General features: G+C 66.9%; 19 protein-coding genes. 13 read left to right on the forward strand and 6 right to left on the reverse strand.

Features of this window, described 5'->3' with window-relative positions:
• The first annotated feature begins 306 nt into the window (after nt 1–306).
• On the forward strand, nt 307–1,197 hold the full coding sequence (locus KY661_RS25670) for a DUF72 domain-containing protein (RefSeq protein WP_225412730.1): 891 nt from the start codon (nt 307–309) through the stop codon (nt 1,195–1,197).
• 22 nt (nt 1,198–1,219) lie between these two features.
• Here the strand turns inward: KY661_RS25670 and KY661_RS25675 are convergent, their stop codons facing one another.
• Nucleotides 1,220–3,577 carry a CARDB domain-containing protein gene (locus KY661_RS25675; protein ID WP_225412731.1) on the reverse strand — a complete coding sequence of 786 codons (2,358 nt, stop codon included), beginning with the start codon at nt 3,575–3,577 and terminating at the stop codon, nt 1,220–1,222.
• A gap of 174 nt (nt 3,578–3,751) precedes the next feature.
• On the opposite strand from KY661_RS25675, the gene KY661_RS25680 reads away from it, so the two are divergent.
• Nucleotides 3,752–4,294 (forward strand): hypothetical protein, encoded by a 543-nt coding sequence (locus tag KY661_RS25680; RefSeq protein WP_225412732.1) that lies wholly within the window; start codon nt 3,752–3,754, stop codon nt 4,292–4,294.
• An 18-nt stretch (nt 4,295–4,312) separates the two neighbouring features.
• On the opposite strand, the gene KY661_RS25685 is transcribed toward KY661_RS25680, so the two are convergent.
• Complete coding sequence (locus KY661_RS25685; RefSeq protein WP_225412733.1) at nt 4,313–4,822, reverse strand: DUF1579 domain-containing protein; 510 nt, start codon at nt 4,820–4,822, stop codon at nt 4,313–4,315.
• 8 nt (nt 4,823–4,830) lie between these two features.
• Nucleotides 4,831–5,322: a hypothetical protein gene (locus tag KY661_RS25690; protein ID WP_075011419.1), complete on the reverse strand. Its 492-nt coding sequence runs from the start codon at nt 5,320–5,322 to the stop codon at nt 4,831–4,833.
• Nucleotides 5,323–5,514: 192 nt separating this feature from the next.
• Between KY661_RS25690 and KY661_RS25695 the strand changes: the two genes are divergently transcribed.
• From KY661_RS25695 to KY661_RS25730, 8 genes are all read left to right on the forward strand, one after another.
• A complete protein-coding gene (locus tag KY661_RS25695) occupies nt 5,515–6,039 on the forward strand; it encodes a pyridoxamine 5'-phosphate oxidase family protein (RefSeq protein ID WP_225412734.1) in 525 nt (174 codons plus the stop codon).
• Nucleotides 6,040–6,360: 321 nt separating this feature from the next.
• Entirely contained in the window at nt 6,361–7,698 is a 1,338-nt protein-coding gene (locus tag KY661_RS25700) for an inositol-3-phosphate synthase (RefSeq protein ID WP_225412735.1), read from the forward strand.
• Nucleotides 7,676–8,611 carry a phosphatase PAP2 family protein gene (locus tag KY661_RS25705; protein ID WP_225412736.1) on the forward strand — a complete coding sequence of 312 codons (936 nt, stop codon included), beginning with the start codon at nt 7,676–7,678 and terminating at the stop codon, nt 8,609–8,611. The genes KY661_RS25700 and KY661_RS25705 overlap by 23 nt, the downstream gene beginning before the upstream one ends.
• 70 nt (nt 8,612–8,681) lie before the next feature.
• Complete coding sequence (locus tag KY661_RS25710; RefSeq protein ID WP_263437364.1) at nt 8,682–9,845, forward strand: GtrA family protein; 1,164 nt, start codon at nt 8,682–8,684, stop codon at nt 9,843–9,845.
• Complete coding sequence (locus tag KY661_RS25715; protein WP_225412738.1) at nt 9,835–10,818, forward strand: hypothetical protein; 984 nt, start codon at nt 9,835–9,837, stop codon at nt 10,816–10,818. The genes KY661_RS25710 and KY661_RS25715 overlap by 11 nt, the downstream gene beginning before the upstream one ends.
• Nucleotides 10,819–10,839: 21 nt before the next feature.
• The gene (locus KY661_RS25720; protein WP_075011425.1) at nt 10,840–11,430 is read left to right on the forward strand and encodes a protein-tyrosine phosphatase family protein; all 591 of its coding nucleotides are present in this window, start codon (nt 10,840–10,842) and stop codon (nt 11,428–11,430) included.
• 26 nt (nt 11,431–11,456) lie between these two features.
• The gene (locus KY661_RS25725; protein WP_225412739.1) at nt 11,457–12,008 is read left to right on the forward strand and encodes a hypothetical protein; all 552 of its coding nucleotides are present in this window, start codon (nt 11,457–11,459) and stop codon (nt 12,006–12,008) included.
• Between the two features lie 46 nt (nt 12,009–12,054).
• Complete coding sequence (locus tag KY661_RS25730; protein WP_075011427.1) at nt 12,055–12,564, forward strand: OsmC family protein; 510 nt, start codon at nt 12,055–12,057, stop codon at nt 12,562–12,564.
• A 16-nt stretch (nt 12,565–12,580) separates the two neighbouring features.
• On the opposite strand, the gene KY661_RS25735 is transcribed toward KY661_RS25730, so the two are convergent.
• From KY661_RS25735 to KY661_RS25745, 3 genes are all read right to left on the reverse strand, one after another.
• Nucleotides 12,581–15,196, reverse strand: a complete 2,616-nt coding sequence (locus KY661_RS25735) for an alpha-amylase family glycosyl hydrolase (protein WP_225412740.1) — start codon at nt 15,194–15,196, stop codon at nt 12,581–12,583.
• Between the two features lie 17 nt (nt 15,197–15,213).
• Entirely contained in the window at nt 15,214–16,692 is a 1,479-nt protein-coding gene (locus tag KY661_RS25740; RefSeq protein WP_225412741.1) for a serine/threonine-protein kinase, read from the reverse strand.
• 83 nt (nt 16,693–16,775) lie between these two features.
• Nucleotides 16,776–19,286, reverse strand: a complete 2,511-nt coding sequence (locus KY661_RS25745) for an efflux RND transporter permease subunit (RefSeq protein WP_225412742.1) — start codon at nt 19,284–19,286, stop codon at nt 16,776–16,778.
• 171 nt (nt 19,287–19,457) lie between these two features.
• Between KY661_RS25745 and KY661_RS25750 the strand changes: the two genes are divergently transcribed.
• The 3 genes from KY661_RS25750 to KY661_RS25760 all read left to right on the forward strand — a co-directional run bounded on the left by KY661_RS25750 (nt 19,458) and on the right by KY661_RS25760 (nt 25,129).
• A complete protein-coding gene (locus tag KY661_RS25750; protein ID WP_225412743.1) occupies nt 19,458–21,146 on the forward strand; it encodes an alkaline phosphatase family protein in 1,689 nt (562 codons plus the stop codon).
• 231 nt (nt 21,147–21,377) lie between these two features.
• A complete protein-coding gene (locus tag KY661_RS25755) occupies nt 21,378–21,764 on the forward strand; it encodes a toll/interleukin-1 receptor domain-containing protein (RefSeq protein ID WP_225412744.1) in 387 nt (128 codons plus the stop codon).
• Nucleotides 21,761–25,129, forward strand: a complete 3,369-nt coding sequence (locus KY661_RS25760) for an NACHT domain-containing protein (protein ID WP_225412745.1) — start codon at nt 21,761–21,763, stop codon at nt 25,127–25,129. Before KY661_RS25755 ends, KY661_RS25760 begins: the two co-directional genes overlap by 4 nt.
• Nucleotides 25,130–25,612: the final 483 nt, after the last annotated feature.

A 25,612-nucleotide genomic window follows, 5' to 3' on the forward strand; every position in this document is an offset into this window, starting at 1 on the left:
GCACAGGGTGAATGTGGACAAACGTAGGTTAAACCGACCACCAGACACAGCCGACCAGCAAAACTCTATTGAGACACTGTAACGCCGCTGGATCATGACCGCTCGGGGGCGGACGGGCCAGGGGTTGCGCATCAGACACAGTGCGTCGGAAGCGGCCCGAGCAGGAGGACCTTTCGGGCTCTCCGACATTGAATAAGTAAACATCCCCGGCTTCCCCGGAACCCCCACCCCCTGCGGTAGGAAGAGGTGCCCCCGTGCTTACCTTGTAAGCCGGAGGCCGCCGGAGCGGCCCCGGAGGGAGGACCCATGGTCCGGTTTGGCCCCGCGGGGTGGACATATAAGGACTGGGAAGGGCTCGTCTATCCGAAGCCCAAGCCCAAGGGTTTCCAGCCACTGGAGGCCATGGCCTCACTGTTCGATGCGGTTGAAATCAATACCTCCTTTTACCGGCCCATCAGCCCCCACAACGCCCACGTGTGGCTGGAACGCACGGAGGCCAATCCGCACTTCCGCTTCACCGCGAAACTCTGGCGGCGCTTCACCCACGAGCGCACCTCGCCCTGGACGGCGGAGGAGGTGAGGTGGGCGCGTGTAGGACTCGGCGTGCTGCACGCGGCGGGGCGGCTGGGGGCGGTGCTGGTGCAGTTCCCCTGGTCCTTCCGCAACACCCCGGAGAGCCGGGACTGGGTGGACGGGCTCGTGGGCGCGTTCGAGGGGCTGCCGCTGGTGCTGGAGGTGCGGCACGCCTCGTGGAACGAGCCCTCGTACTACGCGGAGCTGGTAGAGCGGGGGCTGGGCTTCGTGAACATTGACCAGCCGCTGTTCAAGAACTCGCTGGCCCCCAGCGCCCGGGCCACCGCGGCGGTGGGCTACGTGCGCGTGCACGGGCGCAACGCCAAGGACTGGTTCCGGCAGGGCGCGGCGCCCATCGAGCGCTACGACTACCTCTACTCGGCCGGGGAGCTGGCCCCGTGGGCCGAGCGCACGAAGGAGATCGCCCAGCACCCGCGGGTGCAGGACGTGTACGTCATCACCAACAACCACGCCCGGGGCAAGGGCGTGGTGAATGCCCTGATGCTCCAGGCGATGGTGACCGGCCAGAAGGTGAGCGCCCCGGAGGGGCTGCTGCGCGAGTACCCCGGGGCGCTGGGGCCCTACGTGCAGCAGGGCCCCGCGCAGGAGGCACCCCGGCCGTGAGCCCGGGGCGCTCCATGCGCCCTCAGTGGGTGATGGAGACGGTCTTGCCCACCTTGGTGTTGTTGTCCTGGAGCAGCTCGCCGTCCCACTGCTGGGAGTTGGCCAGGGCCGCGAGGTAGTAGGCACCCGGCTCCACCCACACGCTGCCCAGCAGGGACAGCACCTGGCAGCCCCCCGGCTCGAGGTAGTTGGTGAACTGGTGCGCCACCTGCGGCTCCCACGACGGCCGGTAGGGCGACGGCGGGGTGAGGATGGCATCCTCGGACAGGTACAGCGCCACGTCGGTGTGGCCGCCGCTCGTGCCCTGGTTGCACACCGTCACCGAGGCCGACAGGGGCATGTCCCGCGTCACGCGGGAGGGCCCGGTCACCTTGGTGACGACGAAGTCGGGCCCATGGCCAATGCCCACCTGGGAGCCCACCTTCGTGTTGTTGTCGCGGATCAGCTCCTCGAGGCCCTGGTACGGATTCACCACGGCGCCCAGGTAGGCGGCGCGGCGCTGAGCGACGTGGGCCATCCCCTGCACGGACACCGTCTGGCACATGCCGGGCTGGAGGTGCTCCACCCACGCCTGGCCCACCCACGCATCCTCTCCTCCGGACGGGAACTGACTCACGGTGATGACCGTGTCCTGGGACAGGACCAGCGCCACATCGGTGCCGCCGCCGCGCGTGCCCTGGTTGCACACCGTCACCGCGGCCTGGAAGTCCTCCCCGGGCGCGATGCTCGCCGGGCCACTCACCTGGGTCACGACGAAGTCCGGCGCGTCGCCCACGCCCACCCGGCTGCCCACCTTCACGTTGTTGTCCTCGATGAGCTCGGTGAAGGTGTTCCACGGATCCACCGCGGCGCCCAGGTGGTACGCGCCATCAAAAGGCGCCTGCCCCTGCACGGCCACCGTCTGGCACTGACCCGGTTCCATCTCGGGCAAGGAGGTCCCTCCCAGCAGGAAATCCGAGGCAGGCCCCGGCGGGTGCGCCACCGTGATGGAGGTGTCCGTGGACAGATACACCTCCACCTCCGTGGCGCCATGGCGCGTCCCCTGGTTGCACACCGTCACCGAGGCGGTGATGCCCGCATGCCGCTCGGCGCCCGTGGGCCCGCTCACCTGGGTGACGACGAAGTCAGCCCCCACGCCCACACCGAACCGGTTGCCCACCTTGGTGTTGTTGTCCGCGATGAGCTCGGGAGAACCGTGGTACCCATTCACCACGGCCCCCAGGTAATACGCGCCCTCGGGCACCCCGCCCGCCTGGGCGGGCATGGACAGGGCCCGGCACTGTCCCGGCTCCAGCCAGCCCGCGGTCTGGGGCGGTGCCACGAGCGCATCGCCCGGCTGCTCCGGGGTGGACGCGGTGATGACCTTGTCCTCGGAGAGGTACAGCGTCACATCGGTCTCGCCGCCCTCCGTGCCCTGGTTGCACACCGTCACCGAGGCCACGAATGGCTGGCCCACCTCGGCGCTGGCGGGCCCCGTGAGCTTGGAGACGATGAAGTCGGGCCGCTGGCCCAGGCCCAGGCGGCTGCCTGCCTTGGCGTTGTTGTCCTCGAGGAACTCGGTCTCGCCATTGCCCGGATCCGCCACGGCGCCCAGGTAATACGCCCCTTCCTCGGCACTCAAGGCGGCGGCCGCCGGCACGGACACGGTCCGGCATGCCCCTGGCTCCAGGCTATCGACCACCACCGCGCCCAGGAACTGATCCGTATACGGGCTGGGAGACTGCGGAACCGAGATGACCGTGTCCTCGGACAGGTAGAGCGCCACCTCGGTGCCCCGGGACACGGTGCCCTGGTTGCACACCCGGATGGAGGCGGTGAAGGGCTCGCTGAACTGGGCACTGGCGGGCCCCGAGACGTCCGAGATGATGAAGTCCGGCGCGGCCCCGATGCCCAGGCGGTTGCCCGTCCGGGTGTTGTTGGTCTCCCGGATCTCCGGAACGTACCCGAGCGGATCCGCAGCGGCGCCCAGGTAGTAGGCCCCTTCGGTGAACACCAGGGCGTGCCCTGGCACGCTCAGCGTCTGGCAGGCGCCCGGCTCCAGGAAGTCCGACGGCGCCATCCCCGCGGGCTGATCCGTGTAGGGCCCCGGGTTCGTGGGCACGCTGATGACCGCATCCACGGAGAGGTACAGGCCGATCTCCGTGTGGCCTCCCTGAGTGCCCTGGTTACACACCGTCACCGTGGCGGTGAAATCCGCGCCGTCCTGCATGCTCACGGGCCCCTTCACGCTCTTCACGATGAAGTCCGGGCCGTCCGTCACGGCCACGGCCTGGAGGCTCTCCGCCAGCGAGGTGTCCGCCGGCTCCTCCGGCGTTCCACAGCCCACGGCGCCCATCATGGCCACCATGCCAATCACTGCCTTCCCAACGCGTCGTTGCACACAGCCTCCTCGGAAAACTCGGAGCCCGTAGAGCGGGCAAGCGTGCGTTTTATTCATAGCGTGAAGCCCTGACGTGCCGTGGGTGGAAGGCGCACCCCCGCCCAAGCCAGCCATTGCATGGCGGGCGTCGAGCCGCTTCAATCCCGCGCAACGCCTTCCTCACCCGAGTGCCCCATGACGCCGCCGGCCCCACCGCTGGCCCAGATCGAAGTCAGTGGCCGGGCCCTCATGGCCTTGCTGTCCGCGATGCGGCTCGTCCAGGACAAGACCGTGAAGCTCCTGGCCGGACACGGCATCGCCCCGGTGGAGCGCGACGCCTGGTATCCGCTGGGCGCGGTGCTCGCCTCGATGCGCACCATCCTCGTGCAGATCGGCCCGAACACGATGAAGACCGTCGGGCGGCATCTGCCCGACCATGTGCCGTTCCCCACCCCGGTGGACTCCATCGAGGCCGCGCTGCGCGCCATCGACGCCGCCTACAAGGCGAGCCACCGGGGCACGGGAGACATCGGCGGCTACGCCTACACGTCCCAGGGCAACCGGACCGGGCGCCTGGTGTGCGACAACCCCTACCCGTGCCAGATGGACGAAGGCGTCATCGAAGCCATGACCGAGCGCTTCCGGCCCAAGGACTCGTTCTTCGTCCACGTGACCCACGAGCCGCAGCAGTGCCGCGAGCGGGGCGGCCCCCTCTGCGCATACATCGTGCGCTGGTAGCCCCGCCCGCGCGCGGCCTCAGGGGGCGGACACGCGGCGGTACACCGTCTCCACGGCCTTGCTCTCCGGCCCCTGGCCCTCGGGCGGGATGTTGTAGTGGGTGATGACGAGCGCATCCGCGCTGGGCTGGTGAATCTCCGTGCGCCAGCCCCACGGCGGCCCCGAGGGCGCCCCGTAGCTGCCCAGCACGGCGAGCCCCGGGCTGGAGCCCGCCCCCGTGGAGAACATCAGGGAGGTGCCGGTGTGGAAGCTGTCGAGCCACGCCACCTCGTAGCGGTCCATGTCCAGGTGGTAGGCGATGAAGGCCATGCCGGAGAGCGGCTTGCCCTGGAACGAACCCTCGTACTCGTGCAGCAGGAACCGCCCCCCGGCCACGGGGCGCAGGGTGCCGCGGCACGGGGACTCATCGGCGAGCCGGTCCGGCTCGAACCACAGCCGCGTCGTGCCCTCGTACTGGCCGGCGAGCTGGGCCAGCCGGTGGTGGGCGCCACCCTCCGCCTGGGACTCCTCGAAGGAACGCTTGGCCATGGGCGTGCTCAGGCCTCGTCGGAGAAGGTGTGCACCAGCTCCCCGGTGAGCTTCAGCACCAGCCCCGAGCCCGGCTCGTCGTGCTCGTCATCACGCCCCACCTCGAGCACCTGCTCCTCCTCGTCCCACTGCCCGTAGTAGTACTCGCCACCGGCCACCATCCACGCCTGCGTGTCGGCCACCAGCGTCTCCACGGTGTCCTTGCCGCTCGTGTAGCGGTACACGGTGAAGTCCGCGGACTCCTTCTTCAGCTCCTTCACCATGCCGGCGAGCTCCTCGTCCTGCGGCGCGCCGCCCGGGAACTTCTCCTGCTTCCACTCGCGCTTCTCCTCGGCGGGCTTGCGCCCCTTCCACGCATTCAGCAGGGCGCGCACCTTGTCGCGCGCCTCGTTCTGGAGGCCATGCACCTGCTCGGGCAGCTCGATTTCTCCCAGGGCCAGCAGCGCGGTTTCGATCTGCACGGCTTTGAGAATCCACTCGTTCATCGGCGTCTGCAGCATGTGCGGTCTCCCGGGCCTCTCCAGCGGGGGCCCTGTCAGGCGGGCGGCCTCCCTATCACGTCCCCTGCGGTGCAACCCAGCCTTCATGGAAGGGCCTGTCCGCCTGGCCGCTTTCCCTCCAGCCATCACCCGCCTGTCAGAGGGTTCCTCACCCCCACGCGGCTGCTTACCGTCACAGCCGGGAGGCATGGAATGGCCAACAAGACGGAGCAGGACGTGGTCGCGCACCTGGGGGAGCTGATCCAAGACATCAAGGTCGCGATGATGACGACGGTGGAGGAGGACGGCAGCTTGCGCTCGCGGCCCATGTGGACCCAGAACCGCCCGTTCGACGGCAAGCTCTGGTTCTTCACCCGCGAGCACTCGGCCAAGGTGGACGAGGTGGAGCACGACCACCACGTGAGCCTCGCGTACTCGGAGCCCTCCAAGTCGCGCTTCGTGTCGGTGAGCGGCCGCTGCCAGCTGGTGACTGACAAGGCGAAGGCGGCCCAGCTGTGGGATCCGACGCTCAAGGCCTGGTTCCCGGAAGGGCTGGAGGACCCCGAGCTGTCGCTGCTGTGCATCACCGTGGAGAAGGCCGAGTACTGGGACACGCCCAACAGCCGCATGGTGCAGCTCATCGGCTTCGTGAAGGCCACGCTCACCGGAGATACATACAAACCGGGAGATCACCAGAAGGTGGATGTTGCGGGGAGCTCCACCCCCTCCATGCACTGAGTCCATTTTTCACAAGGTGTAAGCAAAAGGCTTCCAAGCCTCCGGGAAAAAGGCCTGCTTCAGGCCTGCCCGGAGGCGGGGTGGACCCGTTTCTCCTGATCCTCTGGCCGGAGCGGAAAGAATCGCGGCACCCCCCATGGATTCTCGTTGAAATCGTGGTAACGACGCGGCGTTGAACTTCCAAACGCTTTAGAGTATCAACCATCCGCGTTCGAGAGTTTCCCCCTTGCGGGGGACCGTGCCAGGCCGGGGCCAGCCGCTTCTGCGGACTCGAGACTGCGATAGGGCGGGCCGCGTCCGCCGTCTGAAGGAAGCCACCACATGGATAAGAAGGTCAGGGCAGTCTCCAAGCCCGAGGGCAAGCTGGCGATTCTGCTGCCGGGTCTCGGTGCGGTCTCCACCACGCTCATCGCGGGCGTCGAACTGGTGCGCCAGAACAAGGGCCTGCCGGTGGGTTCGCTGACTCAGATGGGCACGGCGCGCCTGGGCAAGCGGACCGATGGGCGCACGGTGAAGCTCAACGAGCTGGTGCCCCTTACCTCCCTGAACGACGTCGTGTTTGGCGCCTGGGACATCATCAGCGAGAACGCGGCGCAGGTGGCCGAGCGCTCCGGCGTGCTGACCAAGGAGCACCAGGAGCTGGTGCGCCCCGCCCTGGAGAAGATCGTCCCCAAGAAGGGCGTGCACAACCCCGAGTTCGTGCGCCGCATCACCGCCAACCACATCAAGGACACGAAGACGCACCGCGAGAGCATCGAGGCGCTGCGCCAGGACATCCGCGACTTCAAGAAGGAGCTCGGGGCCAAGCGCGCGGTGATGATCGTCTGCGCCTCGGTGGAGACCTTCACGGGCACCCCTGCGGCCACGCAGTCGCTCGCGGCGCTGGAGAAGGCGCTGGATGCGAACGACGCGTCCATCAACCCCACGCTGCTCTACGCGTACGCGGCCCTGAAGGAGGGCGTGCCCTTCGCCAACGCCACGCCGAACACCTCGGTGGACACCCCGGCGCTGCAGGAGCTCTCGCGCCAGGAGAACGTGCCGGTGGCGGGACGTGACCTCAAGAGCGGCCAGACGATGATGAAGACGGTCATCGCCCCGTCGCTCAAGGCGCGCATGCTGGGCCTGGAGGGGTGGTTCTCCACCAACATCCTGGGCAACCGCGACGGCGAGGTGCTGGATGATCCGGCGGCCTTCAAGGCCAAGGAAGTCACCAAGTCGGGCGTGCTGGACACCATCCTGCAGCCGGAGCTCTACCCGGAGCTCTACGGCAAGGTGAGCCACAAGGTCTCCATCCACTACTACCCGCCGCGCGGCGACGCGAAGGAGGGGTGGGACAACATCGACATCTTCGGCTGGCTGAACTACCCCATGCAGCTGAAGATCAACTTCCTGTGCCGCGACTCCATCCTGGCCGCGCCGCTGGTGCTGGACATCGCGCTGTTCATGGACCTGGCCAAGCGCCTGGAGTGGAAGGGCATCCAGGAGTGGATGTCGTTCTACTTCAAGAGCCCGATGGCGCAGCCGGGCCTGCAGCCGGAGCACGACCTGTTCATCCAGCTGACGAAGCTGAAGAACACGCTGCGCGTCGTCGCGGGCGAGGAGCCCATCACCCACCTCGGACTCGACTATTACGGAGATGACCTCCCGCTCGTCAAATAGCGCCGATGCGAAGTGGGTGCCCTGGCTCATCACCCTGTTGGGGGTGGGCCAGCTCCTCTTCGTCATGGCGGTGGGCCGGCTGCGCTGGGAGCACGTCGCGGCGGACCTGTTGATCGTGGGGCTGGCCTGGGCTGGCCCCTCGTCACGGTCCTTCCTGCTGCGGGGCGGCCTGGCGCTCTGGTTCACCGGCATGCTCATGGACAACCAGTGGCTCTGGTTGAGCCTGCGGGGGCCCGTGCACTCAGGGGACTTGTGGGACCTGGAGCACGCGCTCTTTCCCGCCCCCGGTGACACCACGTGGCCCGCGTACTTCGCCACCCGCACCCACCCGGTGCTGGACCTGCTGTGCGGCTTCTCCTACGCGGCCTACATCTACGAGGTCATCCTCGTCGTCCTGCTGTTCTTCTTCCGCAAGCACCCGCGCTTCGGCCAGGCTTGCTGGGCGTTTCTGGCGGTCAACTTCATCGGGGTCATCACCTACATGGTCTACCCCGCCGCCCCGCCCTGGTACGTGATGCAGTATGGCCATGGTCCCGTGGACCTCTTGGCCGCCCCCAGCCCGGCTGGAACGGCGCGTTTCGACGCGCTGCTGGGCATCAACTACTTCGCGAAATTCTACGCACGCAGCCCCAACGTCTTTGGAGCCATGCCCTCGCTGCACGTCGCCTACCCCGTGATGATGACCTGGCAGCTGTGGAGCCTGGGGCGGGCGTGGCGCGTGGGGGCAGCGGCCTTCGCGGGCCTGGTGGCCTTCTCGGCACTGTACCTGCAGCATCACTACATTCTGGATGTGGTGGGCGGTGTGGTGGCGGCGCTGCTGGCATGCGCGTTAGTGGAGTTTGCATTTTCCCGGCGTGAATCTCCGGCCATCGCGCCCGCACCTCTCCTGCCCGGAGGAGACAGCCGTGTTTGACACCCTCGTGTCGTGGATTCAGGGAGACCTCTCGCCCAGCGCCCGCATCTGGACGGCGCTGGCGCCAGCGATGCTGGCGAGCGCCTACTTCATTGGCGGCCTGCTGGTGTTCTCCATCCGTTGCCTCTTCAAGGGCGTGCCCCAGGACGAGGAGACGCTCAAGCGCGGCAGCACCGTGCTGGTGGGCATGTTCCTGCGGCACTACTTCTTCTGGATCATCCAGCCGCTGTGGGCGGTGGTGTACCGCTCGGGGCTGCCGGCCAACGCGCTGTCCATGCTCTCGGGCCTGCTCGGGGTGTCCTCCGGCGTGGCGGTGGCCGCGGGGCGCTTCGCGCTGGGCGGCTGGCTGTTCCTGGCGGCCGGCATCCTGGACGTGATGGACGGGCGCATCGCCCGGCTGCGCAAGGAGGCCAACCCCGCCGGCGCCGCGCTGGACTCGGTGCTGGACCGGTACGTGGACTCGGCCATGCTCATGGGCCTGGCCTGGTACTACCGGGACACGTGGGTGCTCCTGCCGGTGCTGATGGCGCTGCTGGGCACCTCGCTCGTGCCGTACGTGCGCGCCCGTGGGGAAGGCCTGGGCATCAACATCCGCGGCGGGGCCATGCAGCGCCTGGAGCGGGTGCTCTTCCTGGGCGCCGGCGTGGCGCTCTCGCCCATCTTCGAGGCCATCTGGTTCCCGGAGCAGAAGCACCCCATCCACTGGCTGGCCGTCATCGGCATGGTGTTCGTGGCGGTGATGAGCAACGTGACGGCGCTCTCGCGCTTCCGCACGCTCGTCAACGCGCTGGCGCCGCCGCCGGCCACCCCGAAGAAGCGCTCGGGCCTGTCCCTGTTCGGCTTCAACGCCGCGGCGGGCGCCATCGCCACGGCGGTGGACTTCGGCGCGGTGCTGGGCATGGTGGAGGGGCTGAAGTTCTCCCCGGTGGCGGCCACGGCGCTGGGCTGCGTGCTGGGCGGGGTGGTGAACTACACCCTCAACCGGCTGATCACCTTCCGGAGCCGGGGCGCGGTGGCCCCGCAGGTGGCGCGGTACACGCTGGTGAGTGCCACCAGCGCGATGTTGAACGCGGGAGGCGTGGCGCTGCTCACGCTGCACCCGCAGCTGGCGTATACCCTGGGATGGTGGCTGGCACGCGGGGCGGTGTATTTCGCGTGGAATCTCCCCCTTCAGCGGGACTACGTCTTCAATGACCCGCCGGAGGCGCTCATGGAGCGCCCGCATGCGGCATGAGAGACTGTCCCGGCTGTCCCTCCTGGCCCTCCTGACGCTGCCGTGGCTGGCGGCGGCGGGACCTGTGCTGGAGCCTCTGCCCTCCTCGAGTGACAACTACGGGGAGAGCTTCAGCTTCATGACGGACCTGGAGGATGGGACGTTCCTCTCGGCGCAGTTCTCGGTGACGAACATTGGCCCGGGCAGCCGCCACGGCATCTGCCGGGCCACCGTCGTGCGCCCGGGCAAGAAGACGTGGGCCCCCTCCACCCGCGTGGGGGGCGATGACTGGGGCTACGACAAGGACACCAACACGCTCAAGGTGGGCGCGTGCACGCTGCACTCGGGCAACGGCACGCACCTGACGCTGCCGCTGGACGGGGGGCTCATCCGCATCGTGTTCGACGAGCCGCTCGCGCCCCGCACGCCGCCGGGCGCCGAGGTGGTGATGGGCAACGGGCGCTGGCGCCACCAGGTGCTCTTGTCCTCCAGCCCGGTGAAGGTGACGCTGCAACTGCCCGGCGCCCCGGCGCCCCTGGTGCTCTCGGGCGGCGGCTACGGCGACCACTCGCACTCCACGGTGGTGCCGGCGAAGCTGGCGCGCAGTTGGGTGCGCTTCCGCTCGCTGCGCGGCGGGGAGACGGTGCTGCTCCTGGGCCGCGAGGGGTTTGGCGGCGAGTTCGGCCCCATGTACCAGTGGACCGAGGGCGCGGAGCCCCAGCCGATGGAGCGCTTCGTGCTGCACCGCGTGGACGAGGGCAAGTCCAAGGCCGCCCGGTGGCAGGCGGAGGTGAACGCCGGCGGGGAGACGTGGACGCTGCGCTCCACCGCGCTGCTGATCCGCAACGCGCCCGTGCAGGACCTGGGCCTCCTGGGCAGCCTGGTGAAGTCCGTGGTGGGCTCGCCGGTGACGTACGTCATGCGGGCGGTGCTGGAGCGCCCGGGGCAGCCGCCCCTGGAGGGGCTGATGGAAGTGACGCAGGATGAGAGCTGAGCGGACCGGGGGGCTTGACCCGTGAGTGTGTCGTTGTTGAGGGATGTGCACCACGTGCCGGGTGTGCGCGGCTGGGTGCGCAAGCAGGTGCTGCGCTCGGTGGCGCGCGTGGTGGAGTGGACCACGAAGCTGCCCGGGCAGGGGCTGAACATCTCCCAGGTGGAGGACTGGCTGTGGGTGGGCGGCTCGGTGTCGCGCGCGCAGTACGGGGCGCTGGCGGCCCGGGGCATCACCGCGGTCATCGACTTGCGCGCCGAGCGCTGTGACGACGAGGCGGCGCTGGCGGCCCTCGGCATCGAGCTGTTGCGGCTGCCGGTGGTGGACCGCTACCCGCCCTCGGTGGCGCAGCTCCGGCAGGGCGTGGAGTGGGCCCTGCCCCGGGTGGCGGCCGGCGGGCGGCTCTATGCCCACTGCGAGCACGGCGTGGGCCGGGGCCCCCTCATGGGGCTGGCGGTGATGGTGGCGCGGGGCTGGGAGGCGCACGAGGCCTACCGGAAGCTGCGCAAGGCCCGCTGGCAGTCGACGCTGAACGACCGGCAGCTGGAGGGGCTCGCGGACTTCACCAGCGCCTGGACGTCCCCGCCGGAGCAAGCCCGGGCCCGCCTGGGATAGACTGCCCCTCCGCGGTCAGGAGCGGCATGAACATCCCCACGGCCATTTCGCAGGGAAAGCCCACCCTCTTGGGCTTTTCGACGCCTCGACACTTCAACCCCGTCTCGTGGCTGGTCCGGCGCTTCACCGGCAGCGAGTGCAGCCACTGCTTCTTCCTGTACTGGGATGACGACTTCCAGTGCGACATGGTGCTGGAGTCCCACGAGCTGGGCTTCCGGCTCATCACCTGGCAGCGCTTCGTGGCCTCCAACCGCATCGTCGCGCTCATCGAGCCCGTGCACGTGCTGGAGCTGGGCTTCATCAAGCTGGGCGAGTGGGTGGGCAGCGCCTACGACTTCCAGGGGCTGTTCGGCCAGTCGCTCGTGCAGCTCGGGCGCTGGCTGAAGCGCAAGTGGCGCAATCCCTCCCAGTCCTCGCAGGCCATGTTCTGCAGCGAGTCCATCGTCCGCTGCATGCAGTGGGCGGAGCACCCGGAGGCCACCACGTTCTCCCCCAAGGAAACGACTCCGCAGGACCTGCTCGCCTTCTACCGGGAGTCGCCCCGGGGCAAGGTGCTGGACACTCAACCCTGGGCTTGAGGCCCGGCCCCTGTCACCCTTTTCCCTCACCTCAAGGATTCGCCCCATGAACTCGACGGAACTCCGCGCCCTCCAGGCCCCCCTCAAGGACAAGTACCGCGCCGAACCGGCCGCGGCGGTCGTCACCCTCAAGGCGCAGGGCACGCTCGACAGCCAGTCCATCGCCTGCAAGGTGGAGACGGGCCGGGCGCTCGCGGCCGCGGGGCTGCACCCGGCCACGGGCGGCTCGGGCCTCGAGCTGTGCTCGGGGGACATGCTCCTGGAGGCGCTCGTGGCGTGTGCGGGGGTGACGCTCAAGGCCGTCTCCACGGCGCTGGAGATTCCGCTGCGCCAGGGCACGGTGCGGGCCGAAGGGGACCTCGACTTCCGGGGCACGCTGGGCGTGGACAAGACCGCGCCGGTGGGCTTCAAGGCCATCCGGCTCTCATTCGAGCTCGACACCGATGCGCCCCAGGAGAAGATCGACCAACTCCTGAAGCTCACCGAGCGCTACTGCGTCGTGTTCCAGACCCTGAACCACCGTCCGGAGCTCAGCGCCGAGGTCCGCAAGCGCTGAGCGGCCGGCCCAGGGCTCAGGGCACCGTCAGCACGGGCGTGCGGTCCAGCACGAGCGGATCCACGGCGCCGTCCCCGCCCCCGAACTTCCACTGCTCGGTCCCCGGCACGAGCGGCCGGTAGCCCCCGTCATAGTCCCAGGTGGTGGCGTACACCTTCACGCCGCTCAGGCTGCTCCGCCCTGCGAACAGCTCGCCCGGCAGGGTGAAGAAGACGGTGCCCGAGGCCGCGTCCACCTCCAGGGCCGCGGCCGGGGACACCGGGGAGCCCTCGTTCGTGGCCGAGGCCCCGTCCGTGGAGAAGAGCGCGTTGGACCAGCCGTGGGCGCGGATCCGGTAGTCCCAGTTCATCCCGGCGGGCAGCGTGCTGTTCTGCTGCGGCATCACCGTGAGGCCCTCGCGGCCGGGCACATCGATGAAGACCGTGAAGGCCACATGGTCGAACCCGTTCTGCGGGTTCCACTCCGTGGTGACGCGCGGCATCTGGAAGGCGAGCTTCAGCACGTTGCCCGAGCCCAGCAGCGTCACCCGGCGGAAGTCGCCCTGGTGGTTGCTGCCCCAGGAGAGATCGGACGGGTAGCGGTAACGGCCCTCGGGGCCGGTGTCATCGTTCGCGGGATCCTCGTGGGTCAGCAGCGGCACGAAGGTGCGGGACACCCGGAAGGTGAGCGTCTCGGAGAGCACCCCGGCGGCCTCGGACCACGCCACCAGGGAGTGCTCGACGGAGGGGTCCACCATGCTGGCCACGCTGATGACGGTGCGCCAGGTGCCATCCGGCCCCACCGTCACCTCGTTCGCCGGGCCCAGCGCCCCGTCCACCACCACCCGGAGCGAGGACACCCCCACCGCGGTGCCGGACAGCTCGAAGTCCTGGGACACCGTGCCGCCGCTGGCGGTGTTCAAGGCGATGCGAGCACTGGCAGGGGGGACCGGTGTCCCCTGGCCACTGGGGCGGAAGACTCGCACCGCGCGCGCGGGCAGCTTCAGGGACAGGCGGCCCTGGGGGCCCACCGTGGCCTCCGTGCCACCATTCACGCTCGCGAGCAGCGCCAGCCCGGAGCCCTCGGGCAGGCCCGTCTCCAGGTTGTCGAGCAGCGTCTCCTCATCCGAGGTGTTGAAGAGGACGAAGGCCACCTCGCCCTCCCCCTCCATCTTGTAGGCGAACACGCCGCCGCGAACGCCGTTCTGCCGCAGCACCGTGGGCTCGCCCCGGCGGAAGACGGCGTGCGCCTTGCGCAGCGCGGTCAGCTCCTGGATGAAGGTGTAGAGCGGGGCGGAGGTGTCGAAGCGGTCCCGGCCGCCGGACTCGAAGCCCGCCTGGAACATGGCGCTCCGGCGGCCGGTGAAGTCCTGCTCGGTGCCGTAATAGATGACCGGGATGCCCGGCACCGTCATCATGAACACGAGCGCCTGCCGGAGGGCCGCCTCCGAGCCCCCCGCCCGGAAGCGGTCCACATCGTGGTTGTCCAGGAACGTGGGCATCAGGTGCGGCCGGGAGAACACCTCCCGGGCATTCGTCAGGCGGTGCGCCAGCTCCGAGGTGGGGTGGCCCCGGGCGAAGACATCCCCCGCGGTGCGGTACAGCGGAAACTGGAGCATGCCCGGCAGCAGCGCCTCGCCCGTCACCGGGTCGTCCATGTACGAGGCCACCTTGCGCGACAGCGTGTCCTCGAAGGGCTTGTCGCTGGCGAAGCCCTCGCCGAAGGCCAGGAAGCCCACCTTGCCCAGGCCCCGGGCCGTTTCGAGCACGCCGGGGTGCGCGGGGTCCTTCGAGAAGAGGAAGTCCTTGAAGAGGTCCGGGGGCACATAGAAGACGGTGTCCACGCGGAAGCCGTCCACCCCCGCCTCGCGGATCCAGAAGTTGTAGCTGTCCTTGAGGGCCGCCGTCACCGCGGGGTTCGAGGTGTTGAGATCATCGAGATCCGACAGCTGCCAGTTCAGCTCCTGCTCGGGGTTCTGGTAGTCGAGGATGCTCGGCGTCCAGTGGAAGATGCCCGCCTGCCGGTGCGCGGGGTTCGTGGGGTCCCACTGGTCGAAGGGCGCCTGCGAGGGGCCACACGCGGGCTTCGCCCCGGTGTTGAGCTGAACGTGCCGCTCCACGTGGTCCGCCTCGTACGCCACGTAGCGGAAGCAGTTGGCCATGTGGTTGAGCACGATGTCCTGCACCAGGTACATGCCGCGCCCATGAAGCGCGCGGGACAGGCTCCGGTAGTCCTCGAGCGTGCCCAGGTGCGCATCCACCTCCATGAAGTTCCGGGCCCAGTAGCCGTGGTAGCCGCCGTAGTTGACGAGCGGATCCCACCACTGGTTGGCCACGGGCGGCGTCACCCACACGGCGGTGGCACCCAGCCCCTGGATGTAGTCGAGCCGGGAGACAATCCCCTCCAGGTCGCCGCCGCTGTAGCGGGCCTCCTCCTGGGGGCCGTACTCGCCCGCGCCCTGGTCGTCGTTGCCCGGGTTCCCGTTGGCGAACCGGTCCGTCATGACGAAGTAGAGGATCTGATCCCGCCAGTCCGGCGAGGCAACGTGCAGCAGGTCCGCCGGAGGGGCCGGAGGGTCCTCCTGGGACTTGCAGCCCAGCACGGTGGAAGCGCCGCAGAGCAGCGCCAGGAACTTCGCGGAAGAGGAACGCATGGGGCCTTCAGGGACGGTTAGGGATGCTCGGACGTGGGAGACCGCTGGGCCGGAAAGGACGGCAGGTAGCAGGCGCCCTTCCAGTCATAGGCATCTTCTTTACACGGCTGATTGGCGTCTCGCAGGGCGTACCAACACCCGCCGCGGATCTCGACCTCGCCGTTGCGGTTGCACGGCGGCCGGCGCTGTCCCAGAAAGGGACGCTCGGGGATCGGCAACCCCAGCCCCGGGTTCAAGCGGGGGGTCTCCATGGGCGCGGTGAAGGCCACCGGGCTCATCGCCGCGCTGTCCCCCATCGCCGTCACGCCCCCATCCCGGCTGTCCCCGTCCCAGCGCTCCCGGGCGTCCTCCTCGGCCCGGGCGCCCCACCCCCGGAGCACGGGCGCAGCCAACAACCCCACCACCACCCCCAGCACGCTCACCGCCCACATGCCCTCCAGCACGGCGGGCCACATCCGCCCCGAGGGCCCCGGGCCGGACTCGGCCGGCAGCGGGGCGGGTGAGGCGCGGTGCACCTCCCACGCCCCGCCGTTCTCCCGCTTCGCCCACCCGGGCACCTCCGCCACCCGCACCTCCAGCGCCCGGTCCGCGCCCGGCCCCGCCCGCTGCGCCGCCTCCTCCAGGGCCTGCGCCGCCTGCCGCGCGCTGCCCTTGAAGCGCTCCAGCGCCGACACCGCGCACAGCCGCAACACCAGCGCATCCAGCTCCGGACTCACCCGGGGGTTGAGCGCGCTCGGGGGCTGGGGGCCGGGGCCCTCCTGTGCCCACACCTCTGCGCCCGCCTCTTCCGGCTCGGTGGGCGGCGGGTACTCCCCGGTCACCATTCGGTACGCGGTGATGCCCAGCGCGAACAGGTCATCACACGGGCTGGCCGCGTACCGGGCGGTGGGGTGGCGCCAGAACAGCTCCTGGAACGCCCACGCCTCGGGGCTGCGGTAGGCGGAGGTCCCCGGCGGCAGCACCTGCCACGTCAGCGTCGCCGCGCCCCGGAAGTCCCCCGCCCCGAAGTCCATCAGGTACGGGTGGCCATCCGGGCCCTGCACCAGGATGTTGTCGCCCTTCACGTCCCGGTGAACGCCGCCCGCCTCGTGCGTGGCCTCCAGCGCCTGGGCCACCCGCGCCAGCACGCGCAGGGCCTGCCGGGAGGAGGCCTGGTGGCTCGCCGTCCACTCGTAGAGCGGCACCCCCTCCACCCACTGCATCACCAGGTAGGGAAACACCCCGCGGCGGTGCTGCCACAGCCCCTGCCCGTGGAGCACCGGCACGTAGGCCGAGCGGATGCGCCGCAGGAGCGACGCCTCGCGCTCGAAGCGCTCATCCCCCACGTGCAGCGCCAGCTTCAGCGCGTACAGCCCCGCCTCGCCCTCACGCTGCACCCGGTACACCGTGCCGGAGGTGCCTCGGCCCCTCCAGCCCGTTACCCGCCAGGGGCCCACCTTCGTCCCCAGGGGCAGCGAGGCGGGATCCGGCTCCAGCACCGGCAGCGTCGTGTTCATGGGCAACCCTCTGCCCACAACCCTACTCCATGGGTGGATGTGCTTGCACCCAGCCCATCAAGTCCCTTTCAGGACTCCGGCCGCTACTGGTGGCCCGCGGCGCCCTCCTCGGCCGGAGGCACGCCCTCCTCCACCACGTGGTGCTTGCGCCGCCAGCGCTCCACCAGCAGCAGGAAGGCCGGGAAGCCCACCAGCACGATGAGGATGTTCACCCCGAAGCCCAGGTTGGCCAGGGTGCCGATGGAGTTGAGCCCCGGGTGCCGCGCCAGGATGAGCGCCAAAAAGCCGATGGCGCTCGTCAGCAGGCCGCCGGTGATGGCCCGGCCCGTCTCCGCGTACACGCTGATGAAGTCGCTGTCCGGCTCGCCCAGGCGCTGCACCAGGTGCACGCCTGCATCCACCGTGGTGCCCACCAGCACCGGCAGCACCACCAGGTTCAGGTAGTTGAACTGCAGGTCCAGGATGGCCATCAGCCCCACGAGCCCCGCCACGGACACCAGCGTGGGCATCATGCAGATGAGCGCCGTGCGCAGCCGGCCCAGGGTGATCCACATCGCCACGAGCACCGACAGCACCGCGGCGGCGAGAATCTCCGGCCCGTCGTGCGCCACCATGTCCAGGATGTCCGCCAGGATGAGCGACTCGCCCGTGGCCGAGACGTTGGAGCCATCCGGCAGCTGCAGCCCCCGCACTTCCTTGGCGAAGCGCCGCGTGCCCGCGCCGTCCGCGAGGTTCACCGCCGCGTACACCAGCACCACGCCGCCCGCATCCCCCCCGTTCATCCCCTCGAACTGCCGGCGCACCGCGTCGGGCAGCGTCGAGCGGTCGAAGGGCTGGGCGGCCGACATCTTCAGCGCGCGCTCCACGTCGGGCCGCACGGTGTCGGACAGCCGGGAGAGATCCAACCCCTCCAGCTTCCGGTGAATGGCCTGGAGAATCGCCTGCTTCTCCTGCTGCTTCCCGGGCACCAGGTCCGCCACCGAGCCCACGAAGTCGATGGTGGAGTCCTTGCCCTGCTTCTCCTTGCGCGCCTTGAGCTCGCGCACCACCTCGAGCTCCTGCGCCTGGGTGTCGGTGAGCACCACCACCGGGGACTGCGAGTAGCCCAGGATCTTGTCCATGCGCCGGTCCAGCCGCACCGACGGCAGCGACACGTCATCGAGCTTCGTCGAGTCGTAGTTGAAGCTCACGCGCCACGCCTGGCTGATGAGCGCCACCATGCCCACGCCCACGACGATGGACACCGCGCGGTAGTGCTGCGGCAGCCAGCGCGCCAGCACGGCCAGGGGCCCCGCGGACGCCTCGTGCACGCCCGGCGTCCACCCCAGGCGCGAGGCCAGCCCCAGCATCGCCGGCAGGATGAGCACGTACGAGACGATGCTCAGCACCATGCCGATCGCCGCGATGACGCCGAACTCGCGGAAGGCGATGAACTCGGAGATGGAGAGGCTCAGGAACGTGAGCGCCGCCACCACCGCGGCGATGAGCGCCGAGAAGCCCGTGTGGCGGAACGACTCGCGCACCGCCGCCAGCGAGTCCTGCCCCTCCGAGCGCAGCGTGGCATAGCGCCCCAGCAGGTGGATGCCGTGCTCCACGCCCAGGCCGCCCAGCACCGCGCCCAGGAAGCCCGTGAGCAGGTTCACCTGCCCGTACACCGCGCCCACGAAGCCGTACGTCCACGAGAGGCTCGCCACCACGGGCGCCATCGTGAAGGCCACGCTCCAGGCGCTGCGGAAGTGGAAGGCCAGGTACAGCACGAGCAGCACCAGCGCGATGCCCGAGGCGCGCCCGAGGTCTCCGGTGATGACCTTCTGCTGGTCGATCTTCTTCTTGTAGTTGCCGGTGATGGCCGTGGTGAAGCCGGGCCCGTACTTGGACAGGTCCTGCTGGGCGAGGAACTCTTCCACCTGGCCCACCACCTTCTTGGCGTAGTTCAGGTCCGCGGAGCTGCCCTTGGGCTTGAGCAGCAGCACCACCATGCGCTCCTCGGGATCCAGGTAGTACAGCTCCCCCGCCGCCGAGCCCTGCCCCGAGCCCGTGCCCGCGAAGCGCTGGCTGGCGCCGCCCGTGTACTTCTGCTCGATGTCGGAGAAGTCCAGGGAGGGCGCGGGCTCCTCGTCCAGCCGGACGAAGAGCGGGTTGGCCTGCTGCTTCTCCCACAGGATGCGCGCGTCGATGCGCTCCTGAATCGTCCTCAGGTCCGGCACATCCACGTAATAGAGCGCGTGCTCCTCGAAGAAGGCGCGGGGCCGCTGGTAGTTGACGTAGCGGACTTCCGAGAGCTGGGCGAGCCGGGGCGCCATGTCATCGGCGAAGCGCTTGAGGGCCTCGGGCTCCGCGCCCAGCCCCGCCACCACCACGTTGCCCTGGCCACCGAAGCGCTTGCGCAGCTTCTCCAGGTCCTGGACGCTGGAGAAGGAGCGGGGCAGGAGCGCGGTCAGGTCCGCGTTGAGCGTCAGCTTGCCCGCCAGGAAGGAACCCACCGCCACCAGCACCCCGGCCAGCAACAGGGCCTGCCAGGGCTTGCGGTGGTTCCGTGCGGCGAGGGCGCCGATGGCCGTCTCGAACCGCTCACTCAACCGCTTGTCACTCATGAAGTCCGCTCTTTTGTCCAAAACCGCGCAATGGAGGCCCCCCAACATGTCGAGGCTGCCCCCGTGAGTCAACGAAACCCACACGGGGGGCAGGCGGGGGACGGAGCCCTGGCCAGGCTGCCGTCAGCACCCTGACATATCCACCGGAGGCATGCTTTCTTCCGGCCCCACATGAAGAAGCCTCGCCGCTGGCTCCGGTTCAGCCTGCTTGCCGGACTCGTGCTCCTGGGAGTCACCTACATGCTGCGCCCTCCTCCCCCCCGGGGACGCCCCGCGGATCCGCCCTACCTCACCTTCTTCCTGGTGGACGGGCTGTCGCAGGAGGTGTTCCAGCGGGAGCTGGCGGCGGGCCGCCTGCCCAACATCGCCCGGCTGATGGAGTCGGGGCTCTACGTGGAGGACGGCATCGCGGCGTTCCCCAGCATGACGGGCTACGGCTTCTACCCGTTCCTCACCGGCCGCGACGCGGTGCACAGCGGGGTGCTGGGGCTGCGCTGGTTCCGCCGCGAGGCGCAGGAGGGCAACTTCCGCAACTACGTGGGCCGCACCAACGTCGCCATGAACCAGGACATGGTGTCCGAGCCGCGCACGCTCTTCGAGTGCTTCCCCGGCCAGCACTCCTTCTCGGTGAACAGCTACGCCAACCGGGGCGTGGTGCGGAACGAGATTCTCGGCTGGGCCTTCAGCATCGCCAAGTACCAGGAGCAGTACGGGGTGCTGCGCTTCCTTGCGGGCACGCCCTGGCTGGGCCCCCGCTTCCTGCCGGACTGGTTCGCCGCCGAGACGCAGACGGTGGAGCTGGCCATGAAGGACCTGGCCTTCCAGCCCAAGGTGCAGTGGCTCACCCTGGCCACGCCGGATGCGCGCCAGCACATCGCCGGCACGGACGAGACGTACGTGGCGCTGGTGCGGCACGCGGACGCGCTCATTGGCCGCTACCGCGAGGAGAGCCGGCGCCTGGGCCAGGAGGAGCACCGCGTCTACGCCATCATCTCCGACCACGGCGTGACGGACGTGAAGCACAACGTGGACCTGCGCCAGGCCCTGGGACAGGCGGGGCTGAGCGCCTGGCGCGGCGAGGCCACCAACCTGAGCCGCACGCGGCTCGATGAGCCCGTCTCCACCTGGCAGGACACCGACGTCATCCTCGCGGTGAACGGCAACACGATGAACTACGTGTACCTGCGCGCGGAAGGCGCCCAGGGCGCGGAGGCGTGGAAGACCCGCGCGGCGCCGGGCACGGCCTTCCAGCAGGCCCCGCACCGGGGCGGCACCGCCGTGAACGTGGTGGAGGTGCTGCGGAAGGTGGAGGGCGTGGAGCTGGTGGTGACGCGCGCGGACGCCTCGGGCGAGGTGCGCCTCTTCTCCCGCACGGGCGAGGCCCGCATCACCCCGCGCGACGGCGGGCTGGCCTATGCCTGCGAGGGCGAGGACCCGCTGGGCTACGCCCAGAGCGAGGCCACCCGGGGGCTGTGTGACGGGCAGCCGCGCAGCGCACGCGACTGGCTCCAGGCCACGCACACCACGGGCTTCCCGGACGCGGTGGTGCGGCTGCACCGGCTGATGAGCGCCCCGGACGTGGGGGACCTGGTGGTGACGGCGGCCCCCGGCTATGACCTGGCCGCCGACTACGAGCTCATCGTGGGCAACTACCGCGGGGGCCACGGTGGCCTGCGGGCGGATCAGCTCCGCGTCCCGTACATCCTCTCGGGCCCGGGCGTGCCGGCCGGCCAGCGCCTGGCCACCGCGCGCGCGGAGGACGTGGGCGCCACGCTGATGCGCCTCACGGGGTGCCCGCCCCCGGCCCAGCCGGACGGCGAGGACCTGATGCCCAGCGTGGCGGGTCCAACGCCTCCCTGAAAGCCCCTTAAAAGCTCTCTACCCAAGAGAGCTTTTTAACCCGTCCACATCTACCACAACTCCACTGATTAAAATCCCCGTGAAGGCATACAGCATCTTGAAAAACAAACCAGTAGCCCATTTCAATTACTAAACCCTCAGGAAGGCAAGTGTCGCCAACCTATTAGCCCGCAGAATCATGCAACTCTGACCAATTGGGACAATAGGCCCTGCGCGACAGGAGATGCGGACATGGCAAAAGTTTTCATTAGCCACCGTACTGCGGACATGGCACTCGCGACGCGCTTAGCGAGCGAACTTCAAGCAGCAGGACATACAGTATGGCTTGATGACTGGGAAATTGGGATTGGCGATTCAATCCTTGGGAAAATGGGAGAAGGTCTACGCGACGCCGAATACCTAGTGCTCTGCTACTCGGCACATGGTGTCAACTCTCCTTGGACGGCGGAAGAATGGGAATCATTCCGCACGCGCCAACTCAATGGGAAAAAGGTCAAGTTACTCCCGGTGAACCTTAGCGGGGGTCCTCCACCAATAATTTTAGAGCACCTCAAATACGCAGATCTTGTACACAACTGGGCAGACGGTCTTACGCAGTTGCTTAAGGCGATTCGATGACATCGGAAAGATGGAAGATCCTCATCGCACACGCTGAAGACGAAGAAGATCGCGCAGAGCAACTAGCTGAGCCGCTTCGTGCGGCAGGCTACGAAGTCGCACACCGAGGTACAGTCCTCGTTGGCGACTCTATTTTAGCAGCAGCGTCGAGCGTACTCTCTCTTGGTGGACCTGTTGTTGTGTGTGCAACCGTCGCTGCCGTCGGCACTGGCTGGGCGAACGAGCTCACGCAAGCGGCGAGGAAGAACGGTGCGAAGATCTTCGTCGTCCGCATGCAGCCGAAGGTGTACACGGACTTATTGGCTGCGGATGAAGTTGTGGCTGAGTATTGGAAAGATCCAGACACTGCAACAAGAGCCTTGATCAAGGCATTGCAGAAGCATTATCCGTTAAGCGAGGATCACGCTATCGCACTTAGGGCGGGTAACCGCAGACAACGTGCGCTCGACCGTTACCGCTCGCTCGCTCTTGACTCATGCGACATTGTAGATCTGGCAAATCTGCCCGACGGTGATCGCCACCTAGCAACACGAACCCTTGAACTGCGACGACTTTTCGTGTCCGTGCACGTATGCGTAGAGGTTGAAACAGGAAGAAGGGAAGACATCATTCCTCATGAGGCCGAGCTCACAAGAATTGAAGAGCGTCGCGCGAACTTTCGGCTTCACGCAGCAGGCCGCCGAAGCAAAGATTCTTACACGTCAGATCGGTCAGACAAGTCATTACGAATTGTAACACTCGGCGAGCGATTACGAGAAGTACGCCGACTTGTCGTACTGGGAGATCCCGGCGCGGGCAAGACAACCTTACTCAGATGGCTTGCTACCGCCTATCTCCTAAGACTGAAGCACGATCCGGCATTCAAAGATCTCCCAGATGTCGAAACGCTGCCAGAAGAGGACTGGCTACCGGTTCTCATTCGATGCCGCGACCTAGACCAAAATTGTATCCAAGGGTCTCTTGAAACGATCCTCCAGCACGTTCTCCGCAAAACAGGGATGGCCGAAGACGAAACCACTGCTCTTCTAGAAATGCTCAGGGAGAAACTCGACGCTGGAGACGCACTTCTTTTAATTGATGGGCTCGACGAGATCGCCGATCCGCGCGCCCGTGCCAATTTTTGTCAACAGCTTGAACAACTCCGGGTAACTTTTAGTAAAGCACCAATTGTCGTGACCTCGCGCATTGTCGGCTATCGCGAGATGGGCTATCGAATTGGCCGTAGCTTCGACCACGTCTCAGTGGCTGACCTCGGAAGAGCAGAGAAAGATGACTTCGCACGCAGGTGGTGCGCCTTAACCGAACCGACTGAACGGCGCGATAGATCGACTGCAGACTTAATCAAGGCAATCCATAGCAGTGAGCGCATTGAGCAACTCACAGGCAATGCCATGCTACTCACGACAACAGCACTCGTAAAGCGCCAAGTAGGGCAACTTCCGAGTCGACGCGCTGAACTTTATTACGAGGCAGTCAAGGTGCTCCTCCGCTGGAGGAGTGAACAAGATGCGCCGCTCGACCCTGAAGAAGCACTGCCACAGCTTGAATATCTTGCATATTCCATGTGCGACCGCGGAGTGCAACGCCTACGCGAAGGTGAAATTCTTGATCTGCTTGTACAGATGCGCCAGGAGTTTCCACAACAGAGACGAGCAGCCAACCACTCTCCAGAGGAGTTCCTTCGTCTGCTTGAGAGACGTACTGGCCTCGTCGTCGAAACAGGTCGAGAGGTATACGAAGGAATCGAAGTACCAGTCTTCGAGTTCCGTCACCTCACTTTCCAAGAGTATATGGCAGGCCGAGCGCTGGCATACGGACGCTTTGCCAATCCTACTAACGCCCCGCGCGACGAAGTCGTCTCACGGCTGGCTGGACAGACGGCGCCTGTCAACCTTCAAGAGGACTTATTAGATCAACTAGAGCAACCAGAGATTGCTGTCACAGAGAACTGGCGAGAAGCCCTACGACTTTGCGTCGGATGCCGCCGTGATAGTGCCGATATCGACACTACTCTTTTGGCTATCCTAAACGCTCGCGACCATGAAGATGAGACGGTAACGGCCCGTCCTCGAGCCATTCTGGCAATGGAATGCCTAGCCGATGAGCCAAGCGTCCGAGAGGAGACTGCACTTTCTGTATTGCACCAAGTCGTCACCTATTTTCAATCTGGAGATATTTACGGCCATGGCGCCCGAGACACGCTTTTTTATCGCGCGGCACTGGAGCTAGCCAACTCCGAATGGTCGCACCAATTCGAAAAAGAACTTGTCACTGAGTTTATGACCAGCTCTTGGGATAGGCGCAGTGATCTTGGAGGCCTAGTTGCCGAAGTGCGCCATCTCAGGCACAAAAAAGATCCACTGCAAACTCTTTTGGTTGACCAACTTGCGGCACTTCAATCAGGAGATGTACATCGCGCCATTGCAAGCGCTCTGCACCTAATGCAACTGGCGTTTCAAAAGAGCCTCCCCTACGCAGACAATCCCCAGTTCCAACACGTCACTGAGGCATGCAACGCTCTACTTTCAATGCTCGAAAGTTCTGTGCCTGTCAGACACGCAGCAACATGGGCACTCGGATGGATGAGCGAACATGGCTTCTGGAAGCCAAACCATGCGAACCAGCGTCGACTTCTGGAATTCATTGCTGACGAATCAGCCGACCATGAAGTTGTGTACTGGTCTCTGTTTGCACTTAAGCCAACATGCATAACAGACGATGCGATCCTTGAGCGGCTTTCCGATCCTTCGCTCCGGATCAAATCCAAGGCAGTCGAATTCATCGGAACAAACCACGACCGCCGAGGCATTGAACTGTTACTCCGCATGCTCAAGCATCCCGACGACGCTGAGCCATATGCGATAATCAGCGCCCTCGGAAACATACCTGACCCCAGGGCAGTGCAGGCCCTGTGGGAAAGAATAACTTCTCGGAACATACGGCTACAGGCCTCAACAGCACTTGTGAAAAACCCTGATCCTTCCGCCACCGAGTTTGTAGGAAAAGGCCTTAAGCACGCTGATCCGGCCATCCGACGAGGTATCGCCAAAGCACTTTTACGAAACCGTGGCGATGCTCGGACCTCAATGCTCCTCACCATGCACAATGACCCGGATCAAACCATCCGACGGGCAGCAACTGAGGCTTTTGCCATAACGTGTAGCGACCACTTAGACCGAGAACTCCTTTCTTGGACAGGAGACGCCAAATCACTGTGGATTGACCCCCGTCTTCCTGTTGATGACTCACGCGTGCGAACCTTGGCCGACAAGCTGGCCCTTACACCGGAGATTATTCGCGCTCGCTACGAAAACATCGCTATCCACTTCCCTCTTTGCCTCACATGGTTATCAAAAAAAGCTTGAGCAAACGCTATTGGCATAGCGAAAAATCTATTTCAAGGCCTCAAAGAACATGCAAGGCAGCAGGCGGTAATTCGCCATGGCCGCTTCTGATGAAATAGGCGGATGTAGTCGTGACTCTCCGTGATTGGTTGCTCGCCCGAAAGCTTGCAGTGGCATCCGATGCGGTGATTGAATGGTTCGTCAAAGAGAGTCCCGTTAGCATCATGGCGTGGTTGGTGTTACACCGAGCCGACCGTTCCACGTGGGTAGGCTCTCTTTCTCTGAAGAGCACCGGGAGCGGTAGGATACGAAGGAATTGCTCTTCTCCACGGTGGTGGGGGTGATGTCGGTGGAGGCAATGGGGTTACGCCCGCCACTGTGTGTGGCCCCGGAAGTGGACACCTCGCTGGCCGCGCCCTACGGCAAGGTGAACCGGATGGAGCCGTCTCTGGGGCGCGGCAACGAGCAGCGGCTGAAACCAGTGGTCAAGCTGATGCAGGCGGC

Origin of the sequence: Allostigmatella hybrida, from assembly GCF_020103775.1 — a bacterium.
Classification (GTDB): Bacteria; Myxococcota; Myxococcia; order Myxococcales; family Myxococcaceae; genus Hyalangium; species Hyalangium aurantiaca.